Below are 20,519 nucleotides of genomic sequence, written 5' to 3'. Positions count from 1 at the left end.
CGGGCATCAGCGCGCCGCCGGTACCGCCACCCCCATCACCTCCCGGGCGTGGCGGTCCGGGGTCATGCGCAGGCGCCAGGCCTGCCAGCCCGCCTCCAGGGTGACGCCCCGTTCCAGGAGCACGGCGTACGCCGTGAGGCCGTCGGTCAGTTTCTCGTCGCGCAGGGGATGCGTGGCGCGGGTCAGCTGGGTCAGCTCCTCCTGGGCGACGGCCGTACCGACCTCCGTGCCGCCCGGTGCCGCGTACGGCAGCAGGGTGCAGCGCAGGAAGCGGGCCCAGTCCTCGCCGCGCCGGTCGCCGTAGGAGGCGAACAGGTCGCGGGCCTCGTCGCACAGGGCCAGCGCCTGCTGGGGGCGCGCGTTGCCCGCGTCGACCACGGCCAGCTCCAGGCAGGTCCACGCCTCGCCGTGGGCGACGCCGATGCGCTGGAAGTCGGCGCGGGCGTCCACGAGGAGCTGCCGGGCGAAGCCGGAGTTGCGCAGGGAGCCGGTCTGGGCGGCCCGCTGGTCGCGGGTGACCCGGGCCGAGTGGTGCCGGGCGCAGGCCAGGCCGTAGACGTCACGCATCCGGGAGAACATCGTGCGGGACCGCTCCAGATCGCGCACCGCCTGATCCAGGTCACCGGACTCCTCCAGCGCCTGCCCGAGGTAGTACAGCGTCCACGCCTCGCCGCGCGCGTCCTCGTTCTCCCGGTGCCGGGCCGCGGCCTGCCTGAGGCCCTCGACGGCCGGTGCGGGGTCGCCGGCCACCAGACGGGCCCGGGCCAGCTGGGTCAGCGCCCACGCCTCCCCGCGCGCGTCGCGGGTCTGCCCGTAGCGCTCCAGGGCGGCCCGCAGCTCCGTCTCCGCGCGCGGTACGTCGCCCATCCGCAGCGCCAGCTGGCCGAGCTGGAAGTGCGCCCAGGCCTCGCCGTGCACCGAGCCGCCCTCGCGGTGCAGGACCAGCGAGCGGGTGAGCAGTTCGAGCGCCTCCGACAGCCGGGCACGGTCGCGCTGGACCGCCGCCAGGGCGTGCATCGTCCAGGCCCGGTCGGTCGCCAGCTCCGGTGCCGCCTGCAGGTCCAGCGCCTCCTGGAGCTTGGCGGCGGCCTCGGTGAGCTGGCCCTGGTGGTGCAGGGTGATGCCGAGCGAGCACAGGGCGCGGGCCGCACCGGCGTCGTGATGCGCCTCCCGGTACAGGTCCACCACCGAGGCCAGCGTGGTCCGCGCCTTGTCCAGCTCGCCCAGCTGCCGGGCGGCGATACCGGTGCGCCACTGCACCGAGCGCACGAGCAGCCCCTGGTCCACGGCCTGCGCCAGCTCGCTGATCTCGCCGAGCCGGTACAGGTCGCCGCGCAGCAGGCAGTAGTCGCACAGCGCGCCCAGCAGGTTCAGCACCGCCGACTGGTTCACGCCCTCCGCCTGGCGCAGGGTCGCGGTGATGAAGCTGGACTCGTCGTCCAGCCAGCGCAGCGCCTCGTCCAGCGAGGTGAAGCCGTGCGGGCCGAACTGGTGCGAGCGCGTCGACATGTTCCCGTCGACCAGGCGCAGCACCGAGTCGGCCAGCTCCGCGTAGTTCACGATCAGCCGTTCCTGCGCCGCCGTGCGTTCGGCCGGGTCCTCCTCGTCCAGCAGCCGGGCCTGGGCGAACGCGCGCACCAGGCTGTGCAGCCGGTAGCGGCTGCCGCGCACATGGTCGAGCAGACCGGCCCGGGCGAGGGCGACCAGGTGCCGGGTGGCCTCGGCCTCGTCCGTGGCGAGCAGCGCGGCCGCCGCCGCGGCGCCCAGCGAGGCGCGCCCGGCGAGCGCGAGTCTTCTCAGCAGGCGGCGCGAGGGCTCCGGCTGGTCGGTGTAGCGCAGCCACAGGGCGCGCTCCACCGGCTCCACCGGGCCGTACACGCTCAGGTCCGCCGCCAGTTGGCGGGGCGAGCGCGGGCCGAGCGCGGAACCCGCGATCCTGAGTGCCAGCGGCAGCCCGCCGCACAGCTCCCGGATCCGGTCGGCGGACTCGGCGTCGTACGGGCCCGACGCGTCCTCGGCCGCGGCGCTCAGCAGCTCCTCGGCGCCCGCCGCGTCCAGTGCCTCGACCGGCAGGTGGTGCACCCAGGCCGGCAGGTCCGCGGGCAGGTCGAGGGCCGTGCGGGCGGTGACCAGGACCAGGCTGTCGGAGCGCTCGGGCACCAGCGCCCGGACCTGCTCCGGGTCGGAGGCGTCGTCCAGCACGATCGTCACCGGCAGGCCGGTCAGCTGCTGGTGGTACAGCTCGGCGAGCCGTTTGACCTGCTGGTCGGGGGAGGAGCGCTCCCGGAACAGCAGTTGCTCGCGGGGTGCGCCGAGTCGGTTGAGCAGATGCAGGAGGGCGTCGCGGGTGGGCAGCGGCGCCTCCTCCCGGCCGCCGCCGCGCAGGTCCACGACCACCGCGCCACGGAAGTGGTCCCGCAGATCGTGTGCCGCGCGCACCGCGAGTGTGGTCCGGCCGGAGCCGGGCCCGCCGTGCAGGACGACCACCGTCGGCCGGGTCTCGGTGGCCGCCCGGGCCGCCTGTGCCCACTGCCGGATCCGCGCCAGCTCCGCCCTGCGGCCGGCGAACCGGGCGTCCGGCTGGGGAAGTTGGCCGAACGACTGCTCCAGCACCGTGCGCCTGCGGGCCGCCGCGCTCTTGTCGGCACCGCGCAGCGTGGGGCTCGCCGTCTTCTTCGGGCCCGTGGACGCGCTGAGCATCCGCTGCTGGTCGAGGAACGGGCGGATGCCCCGCACCTCCAGCGCGGTCAGCCACTGCAGCCGTAACTGTTCCGGACCGCCGGGCTGGCCCGCGGCACCGGCGCGGTGATGGGCGGCCGGGAGATGGGCACCGGCCACCTTCACCACGGTCGCGGCGGCACCGACCGCCCCGGCGGCCACGCCCGCACCGACCGCCGTACCGGTACCCGTGCCCAGGGACAGGTCGGCGACCGCGGCGGCGACCGCGGCAACGACCGCCACCAGCAGGGCCGTTCCGGTGCCCTCGCGGGCGTAGCGCTGCCCGAAGGTCAGCCGGCCCGCATCGGCCTCGTCCAGCGCGTGGGTGTACGCCTCGTACTCCTCGCCGGCCGCCTCCGCCATCGCGTCCAGCGCACCTCGCGCCCGTGACAGCAGCACCTGGCCGTCGATCCGCCCGCCCGAGCGCCGTACCTCCTCCTCCACGGCCCGCACCAGCAGCCGCTCGGCCTCCGCCCGATGGCTCTCCCGCATGTCCCATCCCCTCCGGAGGCAACGTCCTTGGCTACGAGTGTCCTTCGAGCCGGACTGGATGGCGAGGGTGCGGCGATCAGCGGGCGGGTGAGGATTTCGTGCCAACGCTCGGGTGAGTGAGGGGTTTTGAGGCGGTCCGCGCCCGACGTCACAGCTCGGCGGTCCACACTCCCACCGGGTGTTCGCCAGGCGGCAGCCACAGCTGGGGCTGGGATTCCCGGTGTCGGTCCCCGGCCCGCTCCTCCCAGTGGAAGTGGCCGTCCGCGTCGGGCCAGGTCACCTGGAGGACCGGGAAGGGCGGCCGTCGGTAGAAGCGGATGGCGCGGCCGAAGAAGGTGCGGTACCAACGCAGGTCGGTCTTTCTGAGGACCAGGCGGCGGTCGTCGGCGATGCCCTCGTGCTCCTGGCCGTCCGCCGGGACGGTGCCGGTGGCGGCCCGGTCGCCGAGGGCGTTGAGCATGTGGTGCATGGAGTGCACATCGAGGCCGAACATGGCGAGTTCGGGGACGCCGTGGGTGTGCGCCAGGCCGATCGTGTAGGCGAATCCGGGGCCGATCTCGTCCGCGGGAACTCCGGCGACGTGCCAGCCGTACCTCCGGACGTTCTCGATGATCCCGAGGTCGGCCCGGTCCGCCGCGTCACGGTCGCCGTAGTCATGGCAGAGCACGCAGCGGCATGTGAAGGGATCACGGGGCATGGGCAGAGGTTACGGTGCCGGCCGGCGATACCGTCTCCTGCCCACCGCCAGGTGGACACACGCCCCGGCCAGCGCCGCCTCCGCCACCGCGCACAGCAGCGCCTGGGTCAGCGGGGCGCCGGTGCCCGCCGTCGTTATGTCGAACCAGGCGTCCAGCACCGCCACCGACGCCGTCGCCGAGGCCGTCAGCCGGGCTCTGGCGTCGCCGCGCAGGCCGAGCAGGGCCGTCGTCGCACACCCCGCCGCCATGAGGACGTCGAGGCCGATCCAGGCCAGCGGCCAGTTGTCCACCTGCGTGCTGCCCGGCAGCGTCACGGCCAGCACCACCATCCATGGCACCAGCAGAATCGCCGACGCTCCCAGCAGAACCAAGGGCCACTTCCTGCTCATGCCCACCCCTCCGTCATTTTCCGAACCTCTCCGAGCCGCCTCCACCGTAGAACGCAGAGAAAATTTTGCAAAGAAATCTCGGCAATCGTCAGGGACCTCTCAGGGTTCTCAGGGTTACCGTGGCCGCATGACCGACGGCCCGCCCGAGACGACCGGCGCTGAGCGCGCCGAGCTGACCAGCCTCGAACGCACCGCCCTCTACAAGTCCCTCGGCAACCCCCTGCGCCGCCGGATCCTCGAATACCTCGGCCGGCACGGCGAGGCGAACTCCACCGTCCTCGCCCGCGAACTCGGCGAGAGCTCCGGCACCACCAGCTACCACCTGCGCAAACTCGCCGAGCAGAGGCTCATCGAGGAGATCCCGGAGAAGTCCGGCGGGCGCGAGCGCTGGTGGCGGTCGCTGCCCTTCAGCCACACCACGCCCGACCCCGCCACGATGGTCCCCGAGGAGTACGCGGCCGCCGCCGAGCTGGCCCATCTCAAGATCGAGGTCGACACCGCCCTCTACCGGCGCGCCCACCAGGAGTACCGGGGCCCCGAGGGCTGGGCCCAGATCCAGCGCCACGGCACCTGGCTGACCAGGGAGGAACTGCTCGCCTTCATGCGCGACTACCACGCACTGCTCGACCGGTACGGCCACGCGCGCGAGGAGGCACCCGACGGGGCGCGCCCGGTGATGATGCGTTTCTACGCCGTTCCCGAGCCCGTGGGAGAGTGGAACGGTGAACCGACTGGCGCATGAGACGTCCCCGTACCTCCTCCAGCACGCCGACAACCCCGTCGACTGGTGGCCCTGGTCGGCCGAGGCGTTCGAGGAGGCCCGCAAGGCGAACAAACCCGTCCTGCTGAGCGTCGGGTACTCCAGCTGTCACTGGTGCCATGTCATGGCTCACGAGTCCTTCGAGGACCAGGCCACCGCCGACTACCTGAACGAGCACTTCGTCAGCGTCAAGGTCGACCGCGAGGAGCGCCCCGACGTCGACGCCGTCTACATGGAGGCCGTACAGGCCGCCACCGGCCAGGGCGGCTGGCCCATGACCGTGTTCCTCACCCCGGACGCCGAACCCTTCTACTTCGGGACCTACTTCCCGCCCGCGCCCCGGCACGGCATGCCCTCCTTCCGGCAGGTGCTGGAAGGCGTCCGGCAGGCCTGGGACACCCGGCGTGACGAGGTCGGCGAGGTCGCCGGGAAGATCGTGCGCGACCTCGCCCAGCGGGAGATCAGCCACCAGGGCGACCGGGTCCCCGGCGACGAGGAACTCGCCCAGGCCCTCCTCGGTCTCACCCGGGAGTACGACCCGCAGCGCGGCGGATTCGGCGGCGCGCCGAAGTTCCCGCCGTCCATGGTCCTGGAGTTCCTGCTGCGCCACCACGCGCGCACCGGCTCCGAGGGCGCCCTCCAGATGGCTCAGGACACCTGCGAGCGCATGGCCCGGGGCGGGATCTACGACCAACTGGCCGGCGGATTCGCCCGTTACTCCGTCGACCGTGACTGGGTCGTGCCCCATTTTGAAAAAATGCTGTACGACAACGCGCTGCTCTGCCGCGTGTACGCCCATCTCTGGCGGGCCACGGGCTCCGATCTGGCCCGGCGGGTCGCGCTCGAGACCGCCGACTTCCTCGTACGCGAACTGGGCACGACCGAGGGCGGGTTCGCCTCCGCGCTCGACGCCGACAGCGACGACGGCAGCGGCCGGCACGTCGAGGGGGCGTACTACGTCTGGACTCCCGAGCAGCTGCGCGCGACCCTCGGGGACGCCGACGGCGACCTCGCCGCCCAGTACTTCGGCGTGACCGACGAGGGCACCTTCGAACACGGGCAGTCCGTCCTCCAACTGCCGCAGAACAACAGCGTGTTCGACGCCAAGAAGATCGAATCCATTCGCACGGGGCTCCTCGCCAAGCGCGCCGAACGCCCCGCCCCCGGCCGGGACGACAAGGTCGTCGCCGCCTGGAACGGGCTCGCGATCGCCGCGCTCGCCGAGACCGGCGCCTACTTCGAGCGGCCCGATCTGATCGAGGCCGCCGTCGGCGCCGCCGACCTCCTCGTGCGCGTGCACCTCGACGAGCACGCCCGGCTCGCCCGCACCAGCAAGGACGGCCGGATCGGCCCCAACGCGGGAGTGCTGGAGGACTACGGCGACGTCGCCGAGGGCTTCCTCGCGCTCGCCTCCGTCACCGGCGAGGGCGTCTGGCTGGACTTCGCCGGGCTGCTCCTCGACCATGTGCTCGCCCGCTTCACCGACCCGGAGACCGGCGCGCTCTACGACACCGCCGCCGACGCCGAGCGGCTCATCCGCCGCCCGCAGGACCCCACCGACAACGCCACCCCGTCCGGATGGACGGCGGCGGCCGGTGCCCTGCTCAGCTATGCCGCGCACACCGGTTCCGAGCCTCACCGCACCGCCGCCGAGCGGGCGTTGGGCGTGGTCACCACGCTCGGGCCGCGCGTGCCGCGGTTCATCGGCTGGGGGCTGGCCGTCGCCGAGGCCCTCCTCGACGGGCCGAAGGAGGTCGCCGTCGTCGGACCCGCGGGACCGCCCGACCAGAGGACGAACGCCCTGCACCGTACGGCGCTTCTGGGCACCGCCCCGGGCGCGGTCGTGGCTGTGGGGGCCGTGGAGAGTGACGAGTTCCCGCTCCTCGCCGGCCGGCCGCTCGTCGCCGGTCAACCTGCGGTTTACGTTTGTCGCGATTTCACGTGTGACGCGCCGACGACCGATCCGGAACGGCTGCGCGCCGTGCTCAACGGCCGCTGAGCTGCGTAAACGCGCGGCAGCAGGAAAGGGTGAACTGTCCGGAACGGAGCAGGTGTTCGGATAGATACCGCTTACCTCCCTTACTCACACCCCCGTTACGAAACAAGCTATTTATCGGAAGACCTCCCACACTTCACAGATCCCCCTTAGGCTCTCCACAGCGCCACGACGGGTGACTCAACGGTGACCGACCGTCGTGCGCACAGGGGGTTTTCAGGGGATCTGGGGGGATCTTTTGCTCACGTCTGTCTTCATCGCTGCCGTCTCGCTTGCCCTTTTCTGGATGGCGGCTTTCACCCTGTGGTGGCAGATGCACGCGTGGCGTACGCCCGAGGTGCTCGCCTCCACCCGGTTCAGCAGACCGGACGGGGGCGAGCACCTGTCGTTCTCGCTGCTCCTGCCGGCCCGGCACGAGCAAGCCGTGCTCGACCACACCATCCAGCGGCTGCTGGAGTCCACACACACCGACTTCGAGATCATCGTGATCGTCGGGCACGACGACCCCGAGACCACGGCCGTGGCCGAGAAGGCCGCCGCACGGGACACGCGCGTACGGGTCGTCGTCGACACCCACGAGAAGAAGAACAAGCCCAAGGCCATGAACACGGCGCTGCCGCACTGCCGCGGTGACGTCGTCGGGGTCTTCGACGCCGAGGACCAGGTCCACCCGGAGCTGCTCGCCCACGTCGACCACGCCTTCCGGACCACCGGGTCGGACGTCGTCCAGGGCGGGGTCCAGCTCATCAACTTCCACTCCAGCTGGTACAGCCTGCGCAACTGCCTGGAGTACTTCTTCTGGTTCCGTTCCCGGCTGCACCTGCACGCGCAGAAGGGGTTCATCCCGCTCGGCGGCAACACCGTCTTCGTGCGGACCGACGTCCTCAGGGAAGCGGACGGCTGGGACCCCAACTGCCTTGCCGAGGACTGCGACCTGGGCGTGCGGCTCTCGTCCGTCGGCAAGAAGGTCGTCGTCGCCTACGACTCCGACATGGTCACCCGCGAGGAGACCCCCGGCAGCCTGATGTCGCTGCTCAAGCAGCGCACCCGCTGGAACCAGGGCTTCCTCCAGGTCTACCGGAAGAAGGACTGGCGCGGGCTCCCGGGATTCGGGCAGCGGTTGCTCGCCCGCTACACCCTGATGACGCCGTTCATGCAGGCTTTCTCCGGCGTGATCATCCCGCTGAACGCGGCCGTCGCGCTCTTCCTCGACGTGCCCGTCGGCGTCGCCTTCCTCACCTTCCTGCCGCTGGTCACCGCCGTCGTCACCTTCGTCTTCGAGGTGGTCGGCCTGCACGACTTCGGCGTTCAGTACGGCCTCCGGGTCCGCCTCGCCCACTACGTCAAGCTCATCGTGGGCGGCCCCTTCTATCAGGTCCTCCTCGCCGGTGCCGCGATCCGTGCCGTGTGGCGCGAGCAACGCGGCCGCAACGACTGGGAGTTGACCTCGCACGTCGGCGCGCACCTCACCGCGGCCGAGACGATCCGAGAGGACGTTCCTGCGTGACCTCCACCCTTCCCGCGGTGACCACAGCGACGGTCCCCGCGCAGCGCCAGGCTGTGCCCACGACCCGTTCGACCGGCCGAACGCAGCCTCCGGTACGACTCCGCTCCTCCCGTCCCGACCTGCTGCTCTGCGGCGCCCTGCTCGTGGCGATCCTCGTCGTCCAGGGCTGGAACATCGCCGACTACCCGACCCTCAGCGACGACGAGGGCACCTACCTCGCCCAGGCCTGGGCCGTCCAGCAGGGCCGGGGCCTCGCCCACTACACCTACTGGTACGACCACCCGCCGTTCGGCTGGGTCCAGATAGCCCTGCTCAGCTGGCTCCCCTCGAAGCTCAGCCCCGGCTCCATGACCGTCGGCACCATGCGCATCACCATGCTGCTGATCACCGGCGCCAGCGCGGTCCTCGTCTACGTCCTCGGCCGCCGGCTCTCCCTGCCGCGCTGGGCCGCCGGACTCGGCATGGCCCTGTTCGGGCTGTCCCCGCTCGCGGTCGTGCTCAGCAGGGAGATCTTCCTCGACAACATCGCCGTGATGTGGCTGCTGCTGGCGTTCTGCCTGGCCGCCTCGCCCAGCCGCCACCTCTGGCACCACTTCGGCGCGGGCCTCGCCGCCGCCGCGGGCGTGCTCACCAAGGAGACGATGCTCGTCGTCCTGCCCGCCCTGTTCGTCACCATGTGGCGGCACAGCCACCGCGACACCCGCAAGTTCGCCCTCACCGGAGCCGTCACGGCCTGCGCCCTGATCGGCTTCTCGTACCCGCTGTTCGCGCTGCTCAAGGGCGAGCTGTTCCCGGGCGCCGGACACGTGTCCCTGTGGGACGGCATCACCTACCAGATGTCCCGGCCGGGGTCCGGCTTCATCCTGGACCACTCCTCCGGCTCGTACGGCGTCCTGCACTCCTGGCTGTACTACGACCGCGTCCTGCCCCTCGGCGGCCTCGCCGGAGCGCTGCTGCTGATCGTCACCTGGCGCTGGTCCGTCACCGCCCGCGCACTCGCCGGACCGTCCCTGACCGTGGCGATCCTGGCCGCCGTGGCCCTGCGGCCGAACGGCTATCTGCCCGCCATGTACGTCATCGGCGCGCTGCCCTTCCTCGCCCTGGTGCTGGCCGGCGGCACCGCCTCCGTCGCGCACGTGGTGCTGCGCAGGTGGCGGGCGGAGGGCGAGAAGCGGTACGTCACCGGCGGCCGGTACGCGCTCGCCGCCGTGCTCGCACTCGCCGCCGGCGCGTACGTCGTACCGCACTGGTACGACGGCGACCGCACCGCCGTCACCGCCGACGCCAACAAGCCCTACCGGCAGGCCTCCCACTGGCTCAGCACCGAGGTCGCGGACCCGAAGGACACCCGTGTCCTCGTCGACGACGCCCTCTGGCTGGACCTCGTGCACGCCGGATACCGGCCCGGACTCGGCGCCATCTGGTTCTACAAGGCCGACCTCGACCCGGCCGTCACCAGGACCATGCCGGCGGGCTGGCGGGACATCGACTACGTCGTCGCCTCGCCGACCGTCCGCCGCGACGCCAAGGACCTGCCCAACGTCAGGGCGGCCATCCAGCACTCCGCGCCGGTCGCCACCTTCGGCACCGGCCCCGACCGCATCGAGATCCGGAAGATCCAGACCGGGGGAGGTGCCCGGTGAGCGAGTACACCGCCCCCCTCTCGACACCGGCTGGAGCGCCCCGGAGGCGAAGCGAGCCAGAAAGTGCCGTTCCGGAGCCCGGCGCCGTCACCATCGTCGTACCGACCTTCAACGAGTCCGCGAACGTACGGCGGCTGCTGCACCAGATCACCGAGTCGGTGCCCGCGCGGATGCCGTGCGAGGTCCTCTTCGTGGACGACTCCACCGACGACACCCCCGAGGTCATCCGCGAGGCGGCGAAGGACTGCCCGTACCCGGTGGCCGTACTGCACCGGGACGAACCCGTCGGCGGGCTCGGCGGGGCGGTGGTCGAGGGGCTGAAGGCGGCGGCCTCGGAGTGGATCGTCGTCATGGACGGCGACTGCCAGCATCCGCCGTCCCTGGTACCGGAGTTGATCGCCACCGGCGAGCGCGCGAACGCCGGGCTCGTCGTCGCCTCCCGCTACATCGCGGGCGGCAGCCGGGCCGGGCTCGCCGGCGGTTACCGGGTCGCCGTCTCGCGCGGTGCGACCTGGCTCGCCAAGGCCCTCTTCCCGCGCCGACTGCACGGCATCAGCGACCCGATGAGCGGCTTCTTCGCCATCCGGCGCAGCGCGGTCACCGCCGACGTGCTCAAACCGCTCGGCTACAAGATCCTGCTGGAGCTGGCCGCGCGCAGCCGGCCCCGGCAGGTCGCCGAGGTGCCGTTCGCCTTCCAGGACCGGTACGCGGGGGAGTCCAAGTCCAGCGCGCGGGAGGGCTTCCGCTTCCTGCGCCATCTGGCGGGCCTGCGCACCGCGTCCCCGGTCGCCCGGATGATCGGCTTCGGGCTGATCGGCGCGAGCGGGTTCGTGCCCAACCTCGTGGGCCTCGCCGTCCTGACGGGGCTCGGCACGCACTACGTGCTCGCCGAGATCCTCGCCAACCAACTGGGCGTCGCCTGGAACTTCCTGCTGATCGAGCAGCTGCTGTTCCGCGACCGGCGCGGGCACCGCCGCTGGTGGAACCGGCTCGGCCGGTTCGCGCTGCTCGCCAACGCCGACCTGGTGCTGCGCATCCCGCTGATCGCGCTGCTCGTGGACCGCTTCGGCATGGCCGTGCTGTCCGCGACCGCGCTCGCGCTGGTGCTGACGTTCGTCCTGCGCTTCGTGGGGACCGAAGCGCTGGTCTATCTCCCGCGCCGGCGCGGGAACCGTACGACCGCAAGGAGAGCCGTGTGAGCAGATTCCGCAGACGGACCGCGCTGGTCGGGGTGGGCGCCCTGACCGCCGGTCTCCTCCTCACCTCGCCGCAGAGCGCCGAGGCCGCCAATCTCATCAAGAACCCGGGCTTCGAGACCGCCGGTACGAACGGCATGCCGTACTGCTGGGAGAAGGCCGGGTGGGGTGACAACGACTTCACCTTCGAGACGACCTCGGACGCGCACTCCGGCACCAGCGCCATGAAGGTCACGCTGACCCGGCGGGTCAGCGGCGACCGCAAGGCGATGGTCACCGAGACGACCGAGTGCGCGCCGGTGGTGACGGCCGGCAAGCAGTACGACCTCGGGCTCTGGTACAAGACCACGACCCCGGACGCCAACATCACCCTCTTCCGGCACGACACCACCGCCGGCTGGCAGTACTGGACCGACCTGAAGACCCTCGACATGGCGTCGACGTGGACGCAGGCCACGGTCCGCACGCCCGAGATCCCGGCCGGTACCGACCAGATCACCTGGGGCGTCTCCGTCTACGGCACCGGCTCGGCGACCACCGACGACTACACCATGGAGCAGGTCCCCGACCCGCTTCCGCCCGCCCAGTGCACGGGCACCAGCGACCAGTGCGCGAACGGGAGTTGGTCGGTGCTGCCGACGCAGAACCCGGTCCGCTCCATGCACTCCGTCGTCCTGAACGACGGCAAGGTGCTGCTGATCGCCGGGTCCGGCAACAGTCAGGACGCCTTCAACGCGGGCACGTTCACGAGCGCGGTGTACGACCCCTCGGCCGGCACTTACAAGGTCATCCCGACGCCGAAGGACATGTTCTGCGCGGGGCACGTCCAGCTCCAGGACGGCCGGGTGCTCGTGCTGAGCGGCAACAAGTCCTATCCGGACCCGAACGGCACCCATGGCTACGAGGGGTTCAAGGACTCGTACGTCTTCGATCCGAAGACCGAGACGTACACCAGGACCAACGACCTCAACGACGGCCACTGGTACCCGTCGGCGACCGAACTGGGCAACGGTGACGTCATCACCTTCGGCGGGCTGCGCGAGGACTCCACCGGGTCCGTGACCGCCGAGCGCTGGTCCGACAAGGACCAGCAGTGGCTGCCGACGTGGAAGGTCAACCAGACCTGGTCGTTCTGGGGTCTGTACCCGGCGATGGTCCTGATGCAGGACGGCCGCCTCTTCTACACGGGCAGCCACGTCTTCGGCAACAACATCCCCGGCACGGGCTCGGCGATCTACGACTACGGCGCGAACACGGTCACGCAGATCCCCGGCCTGCAGAACAAGGACCAGCGGGACCAGTCGGCGTCCGTGCTGCTGCCTCCGGCGCAGGACCAGAGGGTGCTGACCATCGGCGGCGGCAACATCGACTCCAACCCCGACGCGAACCGCCTGACCGACGTGATCGACCTCAAGCAGCCGAACCCGTCGTACGTCGCCGGGCCGCCGATCCCACAGGGCACGGTCGACCTGGGCAACGGCAAGGTCCCCGAGACCGGCAACCAGGGCAAGATGTACGTCTCCGCCGTACTGCTGCCCGACGGCAAGGTGCTGGAGACCGGCGGTGCCCTGCACAACCGGGCCAACCCGGTGTACGAGTCGTCGCTCTACGACCCCGCCACCAACGCTTTCCAGCAGGTGGCCGCCGACCCCGAGTCCCGTGGCTACCACTCCTCGGCGTTCCTGCTGCCCGACGGCCGGGTGATGGCCACCGGCGACAACCCGGGCAACGGCACCTGGAACCACAACGTGTCCATCTACACCCCGCCGTACCTCTTCAAGGGCCCCCGGCCGACGATCACCTCGGTGATCAGCCAGGAGTGGAAGTACGGCGACACCCAGCGGATCACGGTCGACCGTCCCATCGCCAAGGCCGAGCTGATCCGCCCGGCCGCGGTCACCCACTCCTCGGACCCGAACCAGCGCTTCGTCGACCTCCCGCTGTCGGTGGACGGCAACAACGTCGACCTGAACGTGACGAACAACCCGAACATCGCCCCGCCCGGCTGGTACATGCTCTTCGCGGTCGACGCCAACGGCGTGCCCTCGGTGGCCCAGTGGGTGCACCTGACCGGTCCGACGGCCCTCAGCCCCGCCACCGCGTCCCCGCACATCCACGCCTTCGCCGACTCGCTGACCGGCAAGACGTCGGGCCCCGCCAAGAAGCGCACGTCCCAGCAGGTCAGCCCCACGATCTCCGGCTGCGACCGGCACTACGGCTCGATCAACGTCTGCGTGCCGACGGTCTTCCCGCCCGAGGTGAAGAAGACGACGGCGGCTCGCTGCGTCTGGCTTCGGCAGAACAACTACGGCCGGCTGAAGGTCAACGGCGCGGACGATCCGCTGGGGCTCGATCCGAACCGGGACGGGGTGGCGTGCGGGAAGGGGGACGTCAGGCGCCGTAGCTGAGGATCGCCGTGACCAGCAGGATCTGGGCGCTCCACTGGAGCACCACGGCCGAGGCCGTGGTGAGGCTGCCGTAGGTGAGTGCCCCCGCGAGTGCCCCCGGAGTCCGGGGGCACTCGTTGCCCGGCTCCGCCCCGGAGATCGGCGCCCGTACTCAGTCCCCCTGGGTACGCATGCTCAACGCCCGCTCCACGACCGCCTCCAGCTGGTCGTGATGGGCACCCTTCCAGTACGCCCGGCCGCAGGACGTGCACTGGGCGAAGACGTCGTACGTGCGTTGGGTGCCGTGTTTGAGCTGGGCGGAGAGTTCGTCCTTGGTGGCCTGCTTCAGGAGGCCGTTGCAGGCTGTGCAGCGGGTCCAGGGGTGGAGGTCGGGGGCGAAGCGGTCGAGGATGTCGTGGAGTTGGTCGTCGGGGCGGGTGCTGTAGACGAAGGCGCCCGCCCAGAGTTCGCGGCGGCGCAGGAGGCCCCGGTCGCGGCTCAGCATCACGCGTTTCTCCGCTGCCGAGCGGGCGGCCAGGGCCGGGTCGCCGATGTCGGTCGACTCGTACGCCGTGTCCACGCCGAGGAGGCGGAGGCGGCGGGCCAGGGTGCCCAGGTGGACGTCCAGGAGGAAGCGGAGCGGGGCGCCGGGGACCCGTTGGGGGCGGGTGACCGGGCGGACCGAGACCCGTTCTCCCGCCTTCGGGATGTGCGACACCGGGACCTCGTGGTCGTCCACCACCAGCGCGCCGACCTCGGTCAGCGGGATGCCGAGGGACTCGATGACATGGCCGAGGGTCGAGACGCCGTCCGTGGCCAGGGGGGTCGTACCGCCGCGGCGGGACGGGGGCACGAACACATGGAGTGCTGGGGCGACTTCGACGTGGATCTCGGCTCCGTTCACCTCGTCAGCATCCCACGCCGGGCCGCCGTGACCTCAGCGGTTCTCGCGGGGGAGGCCGTGCTCCAGGACGTCCAGGGCCCGGTCCATCAGGTCGCCCAGCTCGCCCTCGAAGTCCTTCTCCGCCCAGTACATCGAGACCTCCATCAGGCCGCCGATCAGGGACATCGCGTAGACGCGGACCTCCAGGCCGTCCGGGTCCAGGCCGAAGCGTTCGCCGAGGGCCTCGCGGAGCATGCGGCCGGTCTGCGACATGCTCTCGAACATCCGGGAGCGGACGGCCGGGACCTGCACCCCGAGGTGGGTGCGCAGGCGCATCACCTCGGGGTCCTCTGCCGTGCTCGCCTCGAGCGCCTTGTGCATCACGTGTCGTAGCGAGTCCATCCACGGCTCGCCGGCGGGCCGGGCGCGCAACTCCTCGACGATCAGCGGGTCGTACTCGTCCGTGAGGACGATGTCCTCCTTGGTCGGGAAGTAACGGAAGACGGTCGACGGCGACACCTCGGCCCGCTCGGCGATCTGCTCGATCGTCGTGGCGTCGTACCCCTGCTCCTTGATCAGCGCGTACGTCGCGGCGCGGATCGCCTCACGGGTCTTGATCTTCTTGCGCTCGCGCAGACCCAGCTGGGGGCGGTCGGCGGGGGAGAGCGGGGAACGTGCGGCCGTCATACGGTTCATTGTCAGGCATCCTCCGTGGCGACGACCATGTCGGCGCCGGTGCTTTCGGGCTCCGGCGCGGGAGCCGCCTTCGGCAGGAGGGCGGCCGCCAGCAGCGCGGCCACCAGCGCGGCGATCCCGCAGACCAGCAGGACCACGTTCATGCCGTGGACGTACGCGTCGTTCGCGGAGGCAGCGAGGTGGGCTGCGCTTCGGGGGCCCGTCTTCGCGGCGATCAGGTGTGCCGCGATCACCGAGTCACCGGCCGTGTGCGCGACCTGCGGGGGCAGCCCCGTGACGTCGAGCCGGTCGCGGAAGACGCCGGCGAGCAGGCTGCCCAGCAGGGCGATGCCGATCGCGGCGCCGACCTGGCGCAGTGTCATCAGCAGGCCCGAGCCGCTGCCGGCCCGGTCGCGGGGCAGGGTGCCGAGGGCGCCGTCCATCGCGGGCACGATCGAGAAACCGAAGCCGACGCCGGTGATCGAGAGCCACAGTGCGGTGAAGCCGTAGCCCGAGTCGACCGTCGTACGGCTGCCGAGCAGCGCGGCGAAGGCCAGGACCACCAGACCGGCGCTCACCGCGGCCCGCTGACCGAACCGGGCGACGACCGGCTGCGCACCCCGCGCGGCGATCATCAGACCGCCCATCATCGGCAGCAGGCGCACGCCCGTGCCGAGGGCGTCGTTCCCGAGGACGGCCTGGAGATACGGGGGCAGTACGAACATCAGGCCGGACAGGACGAACATCGCCAGGGTCGCGGCCAGTGTGTTGAACAGAAAGCCGCGGTGGGCCAGCAGCGTCATGTCGAGCATGGGGCGCTCGGCCCGCCGCTCGCGCAGTACCAGCGCGGTGAGCAGCACCGCGGCGCCGGCGAACATCCCCAGGATCAGGGCGTCGCCCCAGCCGCGGCTGGGCGCCTCGATGATCGCGTAGATGAGGGCGCCGAGGCCGGTCGCGGTGAGCGCGGTGGACACCGGGTCGACCCGGGGGGAGGCGGGGTCGCTGGTCTCGGGGAGCAGGAAGACGCAGGCGGCGATGCCGAGCGCGGCCATCGGCACGTTGACCAGGAAGACCGAGCCCCACCAGAAGTGGTTCAGCAGCCAGCCGCCGATGATCGGCCCGAGCGGCAGGCCGAGCGCGGAGGCGGCGGAGATGATGCCGACGGCCTTGGCGCGGTCGTCGGGGCCGAACAGCGAGGGCAGTACGGACAGGGCGAGCGGGGTGACGAGCGCGCCGCCGATGCCCATGAACGCCCGGGCCGCGATGACCCAGTTGACGTCGGAGGCCAGCGCGCCCAGGAGCGAGCCGGCGAGGAAGAGGGCGAGGCCGGTGATCAGCATCCGGCGCCGCCCGAACCGGTCGCCGAGGAGACCGGCGGGGAGCATCAGCGCGGCGAAGACGACGACGTACGCGTCCGCCATCCACTGCTGCTGGCCGGTGGTGGCGCCGAGATCGCCGGCCATGGTCGGCAGCGCCACGTTGAGGATCGTCGTGTCGAAGCCGAGCGTGAGCATGCTCGCGACCAGGGCCCCGAGGGCCCACCAGCGTCGGGGGTTCGCGGTGACAGCAACCATGAAATGAGAGTAACTCTCAAAAGCTGCTCAGTGTCAATCGGTATCTGCTCTTGGGTAAAAAAAGAGGGCCACGGCGAGGTGCCGTGGCCCGAGGGGAGGGGAGGTGCGGTGCTACGCGTGCTGGTACGCCACCAGCGAGATGCCGACGTAGTGGACGACGAACGCGGCCAGCGTGAAGGAGTGGAAGACCTCGTGGAAGCCGAACCAGCGCGGTGACGGGTTCGGCCGCTTGATGCCGTAGATCACGCCGCCGGCGCTGTAGAGCAGGCCGCCGACGACGACCAGGACCAGGACGGCGATGCCGCCGGTGCGCAGGAAGTCGGGCAGGAAGAAGACGGCCGCCCAGCCCATCGCGATGTAGCAGGGCGTGTAGAGCCAGCGCGGGGCGCCGACCCAGAAGACGCGGAAGACGATGCCGGCCGCGGCGGCGGCCCAGATCCCCCACAGCAGCCACTGGCCCTTGGAGTCCGGCAGGAGCAGCAGGGTCAGCGGCGTGTAGGTGCCCGCGATGATCAGGAAGATGTTGGCGTGGTCGAGGCGGCGCAGGAGGCCGTCCATCCGCGGGCCCCAGTTGCCCCGGTGGTAGAGCGCGCTGACGCCGAAGAGCAGGCAGGCCGTCAGGACGTAGATGCCGCAGGCGATGCGGCCTCTGGCCGAGTCGGCGAGGGCGGTGAGCACGAGGCCCGCGATGAGCACGGCCGGGAACATGCCGAGGTGCAGCCAGCCGCGGAGCTTCGGCTTGACCTGCTTGACCTGTTGCGGCAAGGAGAGCGCGGCGGGACCGCGGCCGTCGGCCGGCGTGTCCGTGGGCGCGTCGGGGACGGACGCAGTCATGCGCGCATGGTACCTACGGCACCGTAAGTCGCCCATCAGTGCCTCTCGGTACTGGTCTTGGTCGATCGAACGCAAAAAGACCTTCAGGTGACACAAACCTGTACGTAAAGGGAACGCAAACAGGCCTGGAAACCGTGGGCTTCGTCACGCCGCTCACCTGTGAGGCCCCCTGGACAGATGCGCGCCTGCGACGGATGATCAAATGAGTGCAGTCGGCACCGGATGAGCAGCAGAAGATCGGCTATGCGGCATCCGGGTCGCAGCCCCCACGGGGCAACAAGGACAAAATCCCTCATCTAGGAGCAACCGTGGCGCGCGACAACTCGGCTTCCACCGTCCCGACCAACCACCAGGAACTGATCTCGTGGGTCAACGAGATCGCCGAACTGACGCAGCCGGACAGCGTGGTCTGGTGTGACGGCTCCGAGGCCGAGTACGAGCGGCTCGCCGAGGAACTCGTCGCCAGGGGAACGTTCAAGAAGCTCGATCCGATCAAGCGCCCGCACTCCTACTACGCGGCCTCCGACCCCACCGACGTCGCCCGCGTCGAGGACCGGACCTTCATCTGCTCCGAGAAGGAGGAGGACGCCGGCCCGACCAACCACTGGATGGCTCCCGCCGAGATGCGCGAGGTCTTCTCCGGTGAGAAGGGCGTCTTCCGCGGCTCGATGCGCGGCCGCACCATGTACGTCGTCCCCTTCTGCATGGGTCCGCTGGGCTCCAGGCTCTCCGCGATCGGCGTGGAGATCACCGACTCCGCGTACGTCGCCGTGTCGATGCGCACCATGACCCGCATGGGCCAGGCGGTCCTCGACGAGCTGGGCGAGGACGGCTTCTTCGTCCGCGCCGTCCACTCCCTGGGCGCCCCGCTGGAGGAGGGCCAGGAGGACGTCGCGTGGCCGTGCAACTCCACCAAGTACATCTCGCACTTCCCCGAGACCCGCGAGATCTGGTCCTACGGCTCCGGCTACGGCGGCAACGCCCTGCTCGGCAAGAAGTGCTACGCGCTGCGAATCGCCTCCGTCATGGCGCGTGACGAGGGCTGGCTGGCCGAGCACATGCTGATCCTCAAGCTCACCCCGCCGCAGGGCGAGTCCAAGTACGTCGCCGCCGCCTTCCCGAGCGCCTGCGGCAAGACCAACCTCGCCATGCTGGAGCCCACGATCTCCGGCTGGACCGTGGAGACCATCGGCGACGACATCGCCTGGATGCGCTTCGGCGAGGACGGCCGCCTGTACGCGATCAACCCCGAGGCCGGCTTCTTCGGCGTCGCGCCCGGCACCGGTGAGCACACCAACGCCAACGCGATGAAGACCCTGTGGGGCAACGCGGTCTTCACCAACGTCGCGCTCACCGACGACGGCGACGTGTGGTGGGAGGGCATGACGGAGGAGACCCCGGCCCACCTGACGGACTGGAAGGGCCGCGACTGGACGCCGCAGTCCCCGGAGCCCGCCGCCCACCCCAACTCCCGCTTCACGGTCTCCGCCGCCCAGTGCCCGATCATCGCGCCCGAGTGGGAGGACCCCAAGGGCGTGCCGATCTCGGCGATCCTCTTCGGCGGCCGCCGCGCCTCCGCCGTGCCGCTGGTGACCGAGTCCTTCGACTGGAACCACGGCGTCTTCCTCGGCGCCAACGTGGCCTCCGAGAAGACCGCCGCGGCCGAGGGCAAGGTCGGCGAGCTGCGCCGCGACCCGTTCGCGATGCTGCCGTTCTGCGGCTACAACATGGGCGACTACATGGCCCACTGGGTCAAGGTCGGCGCGTCCGCGGACGCGGCCAAGCTGCCGAAGATCTACTACGTCAACTGGTTCCGCAAGAACGACGAGGGCCAGTTCGTCTGGCCGGGCTTCGGCGAGAACTCCCGCGTCCTGAAGTGGATCGTGGAGCGCCTCGACGGCAAGGCCGAGGGCGTCGAGACCCCGATCGGCATCCTGCCGGCCAAGGACGCCCTCGACACCGACGGCCTCGAACTCTCCGAGTCCGACCTGGACTTCCTGCTCAAGGTCGACACCGAGGTCTGGCGCGAGGAGGCCGCCCTGATCCCCGAGCACCTCAACACCTTCGGCGACCACACCCCGAAGGAACTGTGGGACCAGTACCGCGCGCTGGTGGAGCGCCTGGGCTAGTCGCCTCCGAGACTCCACGGCCGGTCGCCGTGCCCTGACCAGCGATCGTCACGACCGGCCGTGGAACGACCCCGGGTGCCCCGCACAACGGCGTGCGGGGCACCCGTGTTGTTCGCCGAAGCCGACGCAGTGTGTGGCTCCCGGTCCGCGCGTCGCTGCGGGTGCACGCGGACCGGGGCCGAACAGGGGACCCCGGGTGGGGTCAGTGGGTGGCGGTGCTCAGCGCCAGCTGGGAACTGTGCGCGTCCATGCGTTCCGCCGTGAGGATCGCCGCCGCCGTGTCGGCGCGGGACGCGGCGACGACGAGCGCCCGGCCGGCGAGGGTGTGCGCGCGCCGGTGCAGGGCCACGGGGTCACCGCCGGCGGTCGGCGTCGCCCGCAGCGGGGCGCGCCCGCCCCGGAGCCGGGACACCTGCTCGGCGAGCCGCTCGGCCGCGTCGTCCAGGTCGGCCGACGGAGTCAGCCCGCGCAGGTCGTCGGTCACGGCCAGCAGTGCGGAGAGGTGACCGGCGAGCTGGATGTCCAGCTCCTCCTCGCGCGACCGGTGGGGGAAGTCGGAGGAGGGGCCGGCCATCGTGCTGTGGACGGACCTGCGGGAAGGCCCAGTGCGGATCGGTTCGTACATGGGATGGCCTCCT

15 protein-coding genes are annotated in these 20,519 nt (G+C 71.1%); 7 read left to right on the top strand and 8 right to left on the bottom strand.

From position 1 onward, the window contains the following. Positions 1 to 6 precede the first annotated feature (6 nt). From ACH47Z_RS15835 to ACH47Z_RS15825, 3 genes are all read right to left on the bottom strand, one after another. On the bottom strand, positions 7 to 3,210 hold the full coding sequence (locus tag ACH47Z_RS15835; protein WP_399073827.1) for a tetratricopeptide repeat protein: 3,204 nt from the start codon (positions 3,208 to 3,210) through the stop codon (positions 7 to 9). 148 nt (positions 3,211 to 3,358) lie between these two features. After that, on the bottom strand, positions 3,359 to 3,907 hold the full coding sequence (locus ACH47Z_RS15830) for a DUF4262 domain-containing protein (protein WP_399073826.1): 549 nt from the start codon (positions 3,905 to 3,907) through the stop codon (positions 3,359 to 3,361). Positions 3,908 to 3,916: 9 nt separating this feature from the next. Further along, positions 3,917 to 4,297: a hypothetical protein gene (locus ACH47Z_RS15825; RefSeq protein WP_399073825.1), complete on the bottom strand. Its 381-nt coding sequence runs from the start codon at positions 4,295 to 4,297 to the stop codon at positions 3,917 to 3,919. Positions 4,298 to 4,424: 127 nt separating this feature from the next. Between ACH47Z_RS15825 and ACH47Z_RS15820 the strand changes: the two genes are divergently transcribed. The 6 genes from ACH47Z_RS15820 to ACH47Z_RS15795 all read left to right on the top strand — a co-directional run bounded on the left by ACH47Z_RS15820 (position 4,425) and on the right by ACH47Z_RS15795 (position 13,807). Next, positions 4,425 to 5,039 (top strand): ArsR/SmtB family transcription factor, encoded by a 615-nt coding sequence (locus tag ACH47Z_RS15820; RefSeq protein ID WP_399073824.1) that lies wholly within the window; start codon positions 4,425 to 4,427, stop codon positions 5,037 to 5,039. Beyond that, on the top strand, positions 5,020 to 7,056 hold the full coding sequence (locus tag ACH47Z_RS15815) for a thioredoxin domain-containing protein (RefSeq protein ID WP_399073823.1): 2,037 nt from the start codon (positions 5,020 to 5,022) through the stop codon (positions 7,054 to 7,056). Before ACH47Z_RS15820 ends, ACH47Z_RS15815 begins: the two co-directional genes overlap by 20 nt. 235 nt (positions 7,057 to 7,291) lie before the next feature. Then, positions 7,292 to 8,560, top strand: a complete 1,269-nt coding sequence (locus ACH47Z_RS15810; protein WP_399073822.1) for a glycosyltransferase — start codon at positions 7,292 to 7,294, stop codon at positions 8,558 to 8,560. Beyond that, entirely contained in the window at positions 8,557 to 10,203 is a 1,647-nt protein-coding gene (locus ACH47Z_RS15805) for an ArnT family glycosyltransferase (RefSeq protein WP_399073821.1), read from the top strand. Before ACH47Z_RS15810 ends, ACH47Z_RS15805 begins: the two co-directional genes overlap by 4 nt. Further along, positions 10,200 to 11,402 (top strand): glycosyltransferase, encoded by a 1,203-nt coding sequence (locus ACH47Z_RS15800; protein WP_399073820.1) that lies wholly within the window; start codon positions 10,200 to 10,202, stop codon positions 11,400 to 11,402. The genes ACH47Z_RS15805 and ACH47Z_RS15800 overlap by 4 nt, the downstream gene beginning before the upstream one ends. Beyond that, positions 11,399 to 13,807, top strand: a complete 2,409-nt coding sequence (locus tag ACH47Z_RS15795; protein WP_399073819.1) for a galactose oxidase-like domain-containing protein — start codon at positions 11,399 to 11,401, stop codon at positions 13,805 to 13,807. Before ACH47Z_RS15800 ends, ACH47Z_RS15795 begins: the two co-directional genes overlap by 4 nt. A 151-nt stretch (positions 13,808 to 13,958) precedes the next feature. On the opposite strand, the gene ACH47Z_RS15790 is transcribed toward ACH47Z_RS15795, so the two are convergent. From ACH47Z_RS15790 to ACH47Z_RS15775, 4 genes are all read right to left on the bottom strand, one after another. Continuing rightward, on the bottom strand, positions 13,959 to 14,690 hold the full coding sequence (locus tag ACH47Z_RS15790; RefSeq protein WP_399073818.1) for a Mut7-C RNAse domain-containing protein: 732 nt from the start codon (positions 14,688 to 14,690) through the stop codon (positions 13,959 to 13,961). A gap of 33 nt (positions 14,691 to 14,723) precedes the next feature. Beyond that, the gene (locus ACH47Z_RS15785; RefSeq protein ID WP_399073817.1) at positions 14,724 to 15,365 is read right to left on the bottom strand and encodes a TetR/AcrR family transcriptional regulator; all 642 of its coding nucleotides are present in this window, start codon (positions 15,363 to 15,365) and stop codon (positions 14,724 to 14,726) included. A 2-nt stretch (positions 15,366 to 15,367) separates the two neighbouring features. Beyond that, positions 15,368 to 16,918, bottom strand: coding sequence for a DHA2 family efflux MFS transporter permease subunit (locus tag ACH47Z_RS15780; RefSeq protein ID WP_399073816.1), 1,551 nt, complete (start codon positions 16,916 to 16,918; stop codon positions 15,368 to 15,370). Positions 16,919 to 17,029: 111 nt separating this feature from the next. After that, entirely contained in the window at positions 17,030 to 17,752 is a 723-nt protein-coding gene (locus tag ACH47Z_RS15775; RefSeq protein ID WP_399073815.1) for a hemolysin III family protein, read from the bottom strand. Between the two features lie 308 nt (positions 17,753 to 18,060). On the opposite strand from ACH47Z_RS15775, the gene ACH47Z_RS15770 reads away from it, so the two are divergent. Further along, on the top strand, positions 18,061 to 19,881 hold the full coding sequence (locus ACH47Z_RS15770; RefSeq protein ID WP_399073814.1) for a phosphoenolpyruvate carboxykinase (GTP): 1,821 nt from the start codon (positions 18,061 to 18,063) through the stop codon (positions 19,879 to 19,881). 202 nt (positions 19,882 to 20,083) lie between these two features. On the opposite strand, the gene ACH47Z_RS15765 is transcribed toward ACH47Z_RS15770, so the two are convergent. Further along, positions 20,084 to 20,506, bottom strand: a complete 423-nt coding sequence (locus ACH47Z_RS15765; protein ID WP_399073813.1) for a hypothetical protein — start codon at positions 20,504 to 20,506, stop codon at positions 20,084 to 20,086. Positions 20,507 to 20,519 lie beyond the last annotated feature (13 nt).

This window comes from Streptomyces sp. NPDC020192 (genome assembly GCF_044388685.1).
Taxonomy (GTDB): domain Bacteria; phylum Actinomycetota; class Actinomycetes; order Streptomycetales; family Streptomycetaceae; genus Streptomyces.
This window is presented reverse-complemented; position numbering and strand designations above follow the sequence as displayed.

What these genes read in the sequence shown, in the direction of transcription:
- ACH47Z_RS15825 (WP_399073825.1), bottom strand. Translation starts at nt 4,297, where the DNA reads ATGAGCAGGAAGTGGCCCTTGGTTCTGCTGGGAGCGTCGGCGATTCTG.
- ACH47Z_RS15775 (WP_399073815.1), bottom strand. Translation starts at nt 17,752, where the DNA reads ATGACTGCGTCCGTCCCCGACGCGCCCACGGACACGCCGGCCGACGGC.
- ACH47Z_RS15820 (WP_399073824.1), top strand. Translation starts at nt 4,425, where the DNA reads ATGACCGACGGCCCGCCCGAGACGACCGGCGCTGAGCGCGCCGAGCTG.
- ACH47Z_RS15765 (WP_399073813.1), bottom strand. Translation starts at nt 20,506, where the DNA reads ATGTACGAACCGATCCGCACTGGGCCTTCCCGCAGGTCCGTCCACAGC.
- ACH47Z_RS15780 (WP_399073816.1), bottom strand. Translation starts at nt 16,918, where the DNA reads ATGGTTGCTGTCACCGCGAACCCCCGACGCTGGTGGGCCCTCGGGGCC.
- ACH47Z_RS15785 (WP_399073817.1), bottom strand. Translation starts at nt 15,365, where the DNA reads ATGAACCGTATGACGGCCGCACGTTCCCCGCTCTCCCCCGCCGACCGC.
- ACH47Z_RS15830 (WP_399073826.1), bottom strand. Translation starts at nt 3,907, where the DNA reads ATGCCCCGTGATCCCTTCACATGCCGCTGCGTGCTCTGCCATGACTAC.
- ACH47Z_RS15835 (WP_399073827.1), bottom strand. Translation starts at nt 3,210, where the DNA reads ATGCGGGAGAGCCATCGGGCGGAGGCCGAGCGGCTGCTGGTGCGGGCC.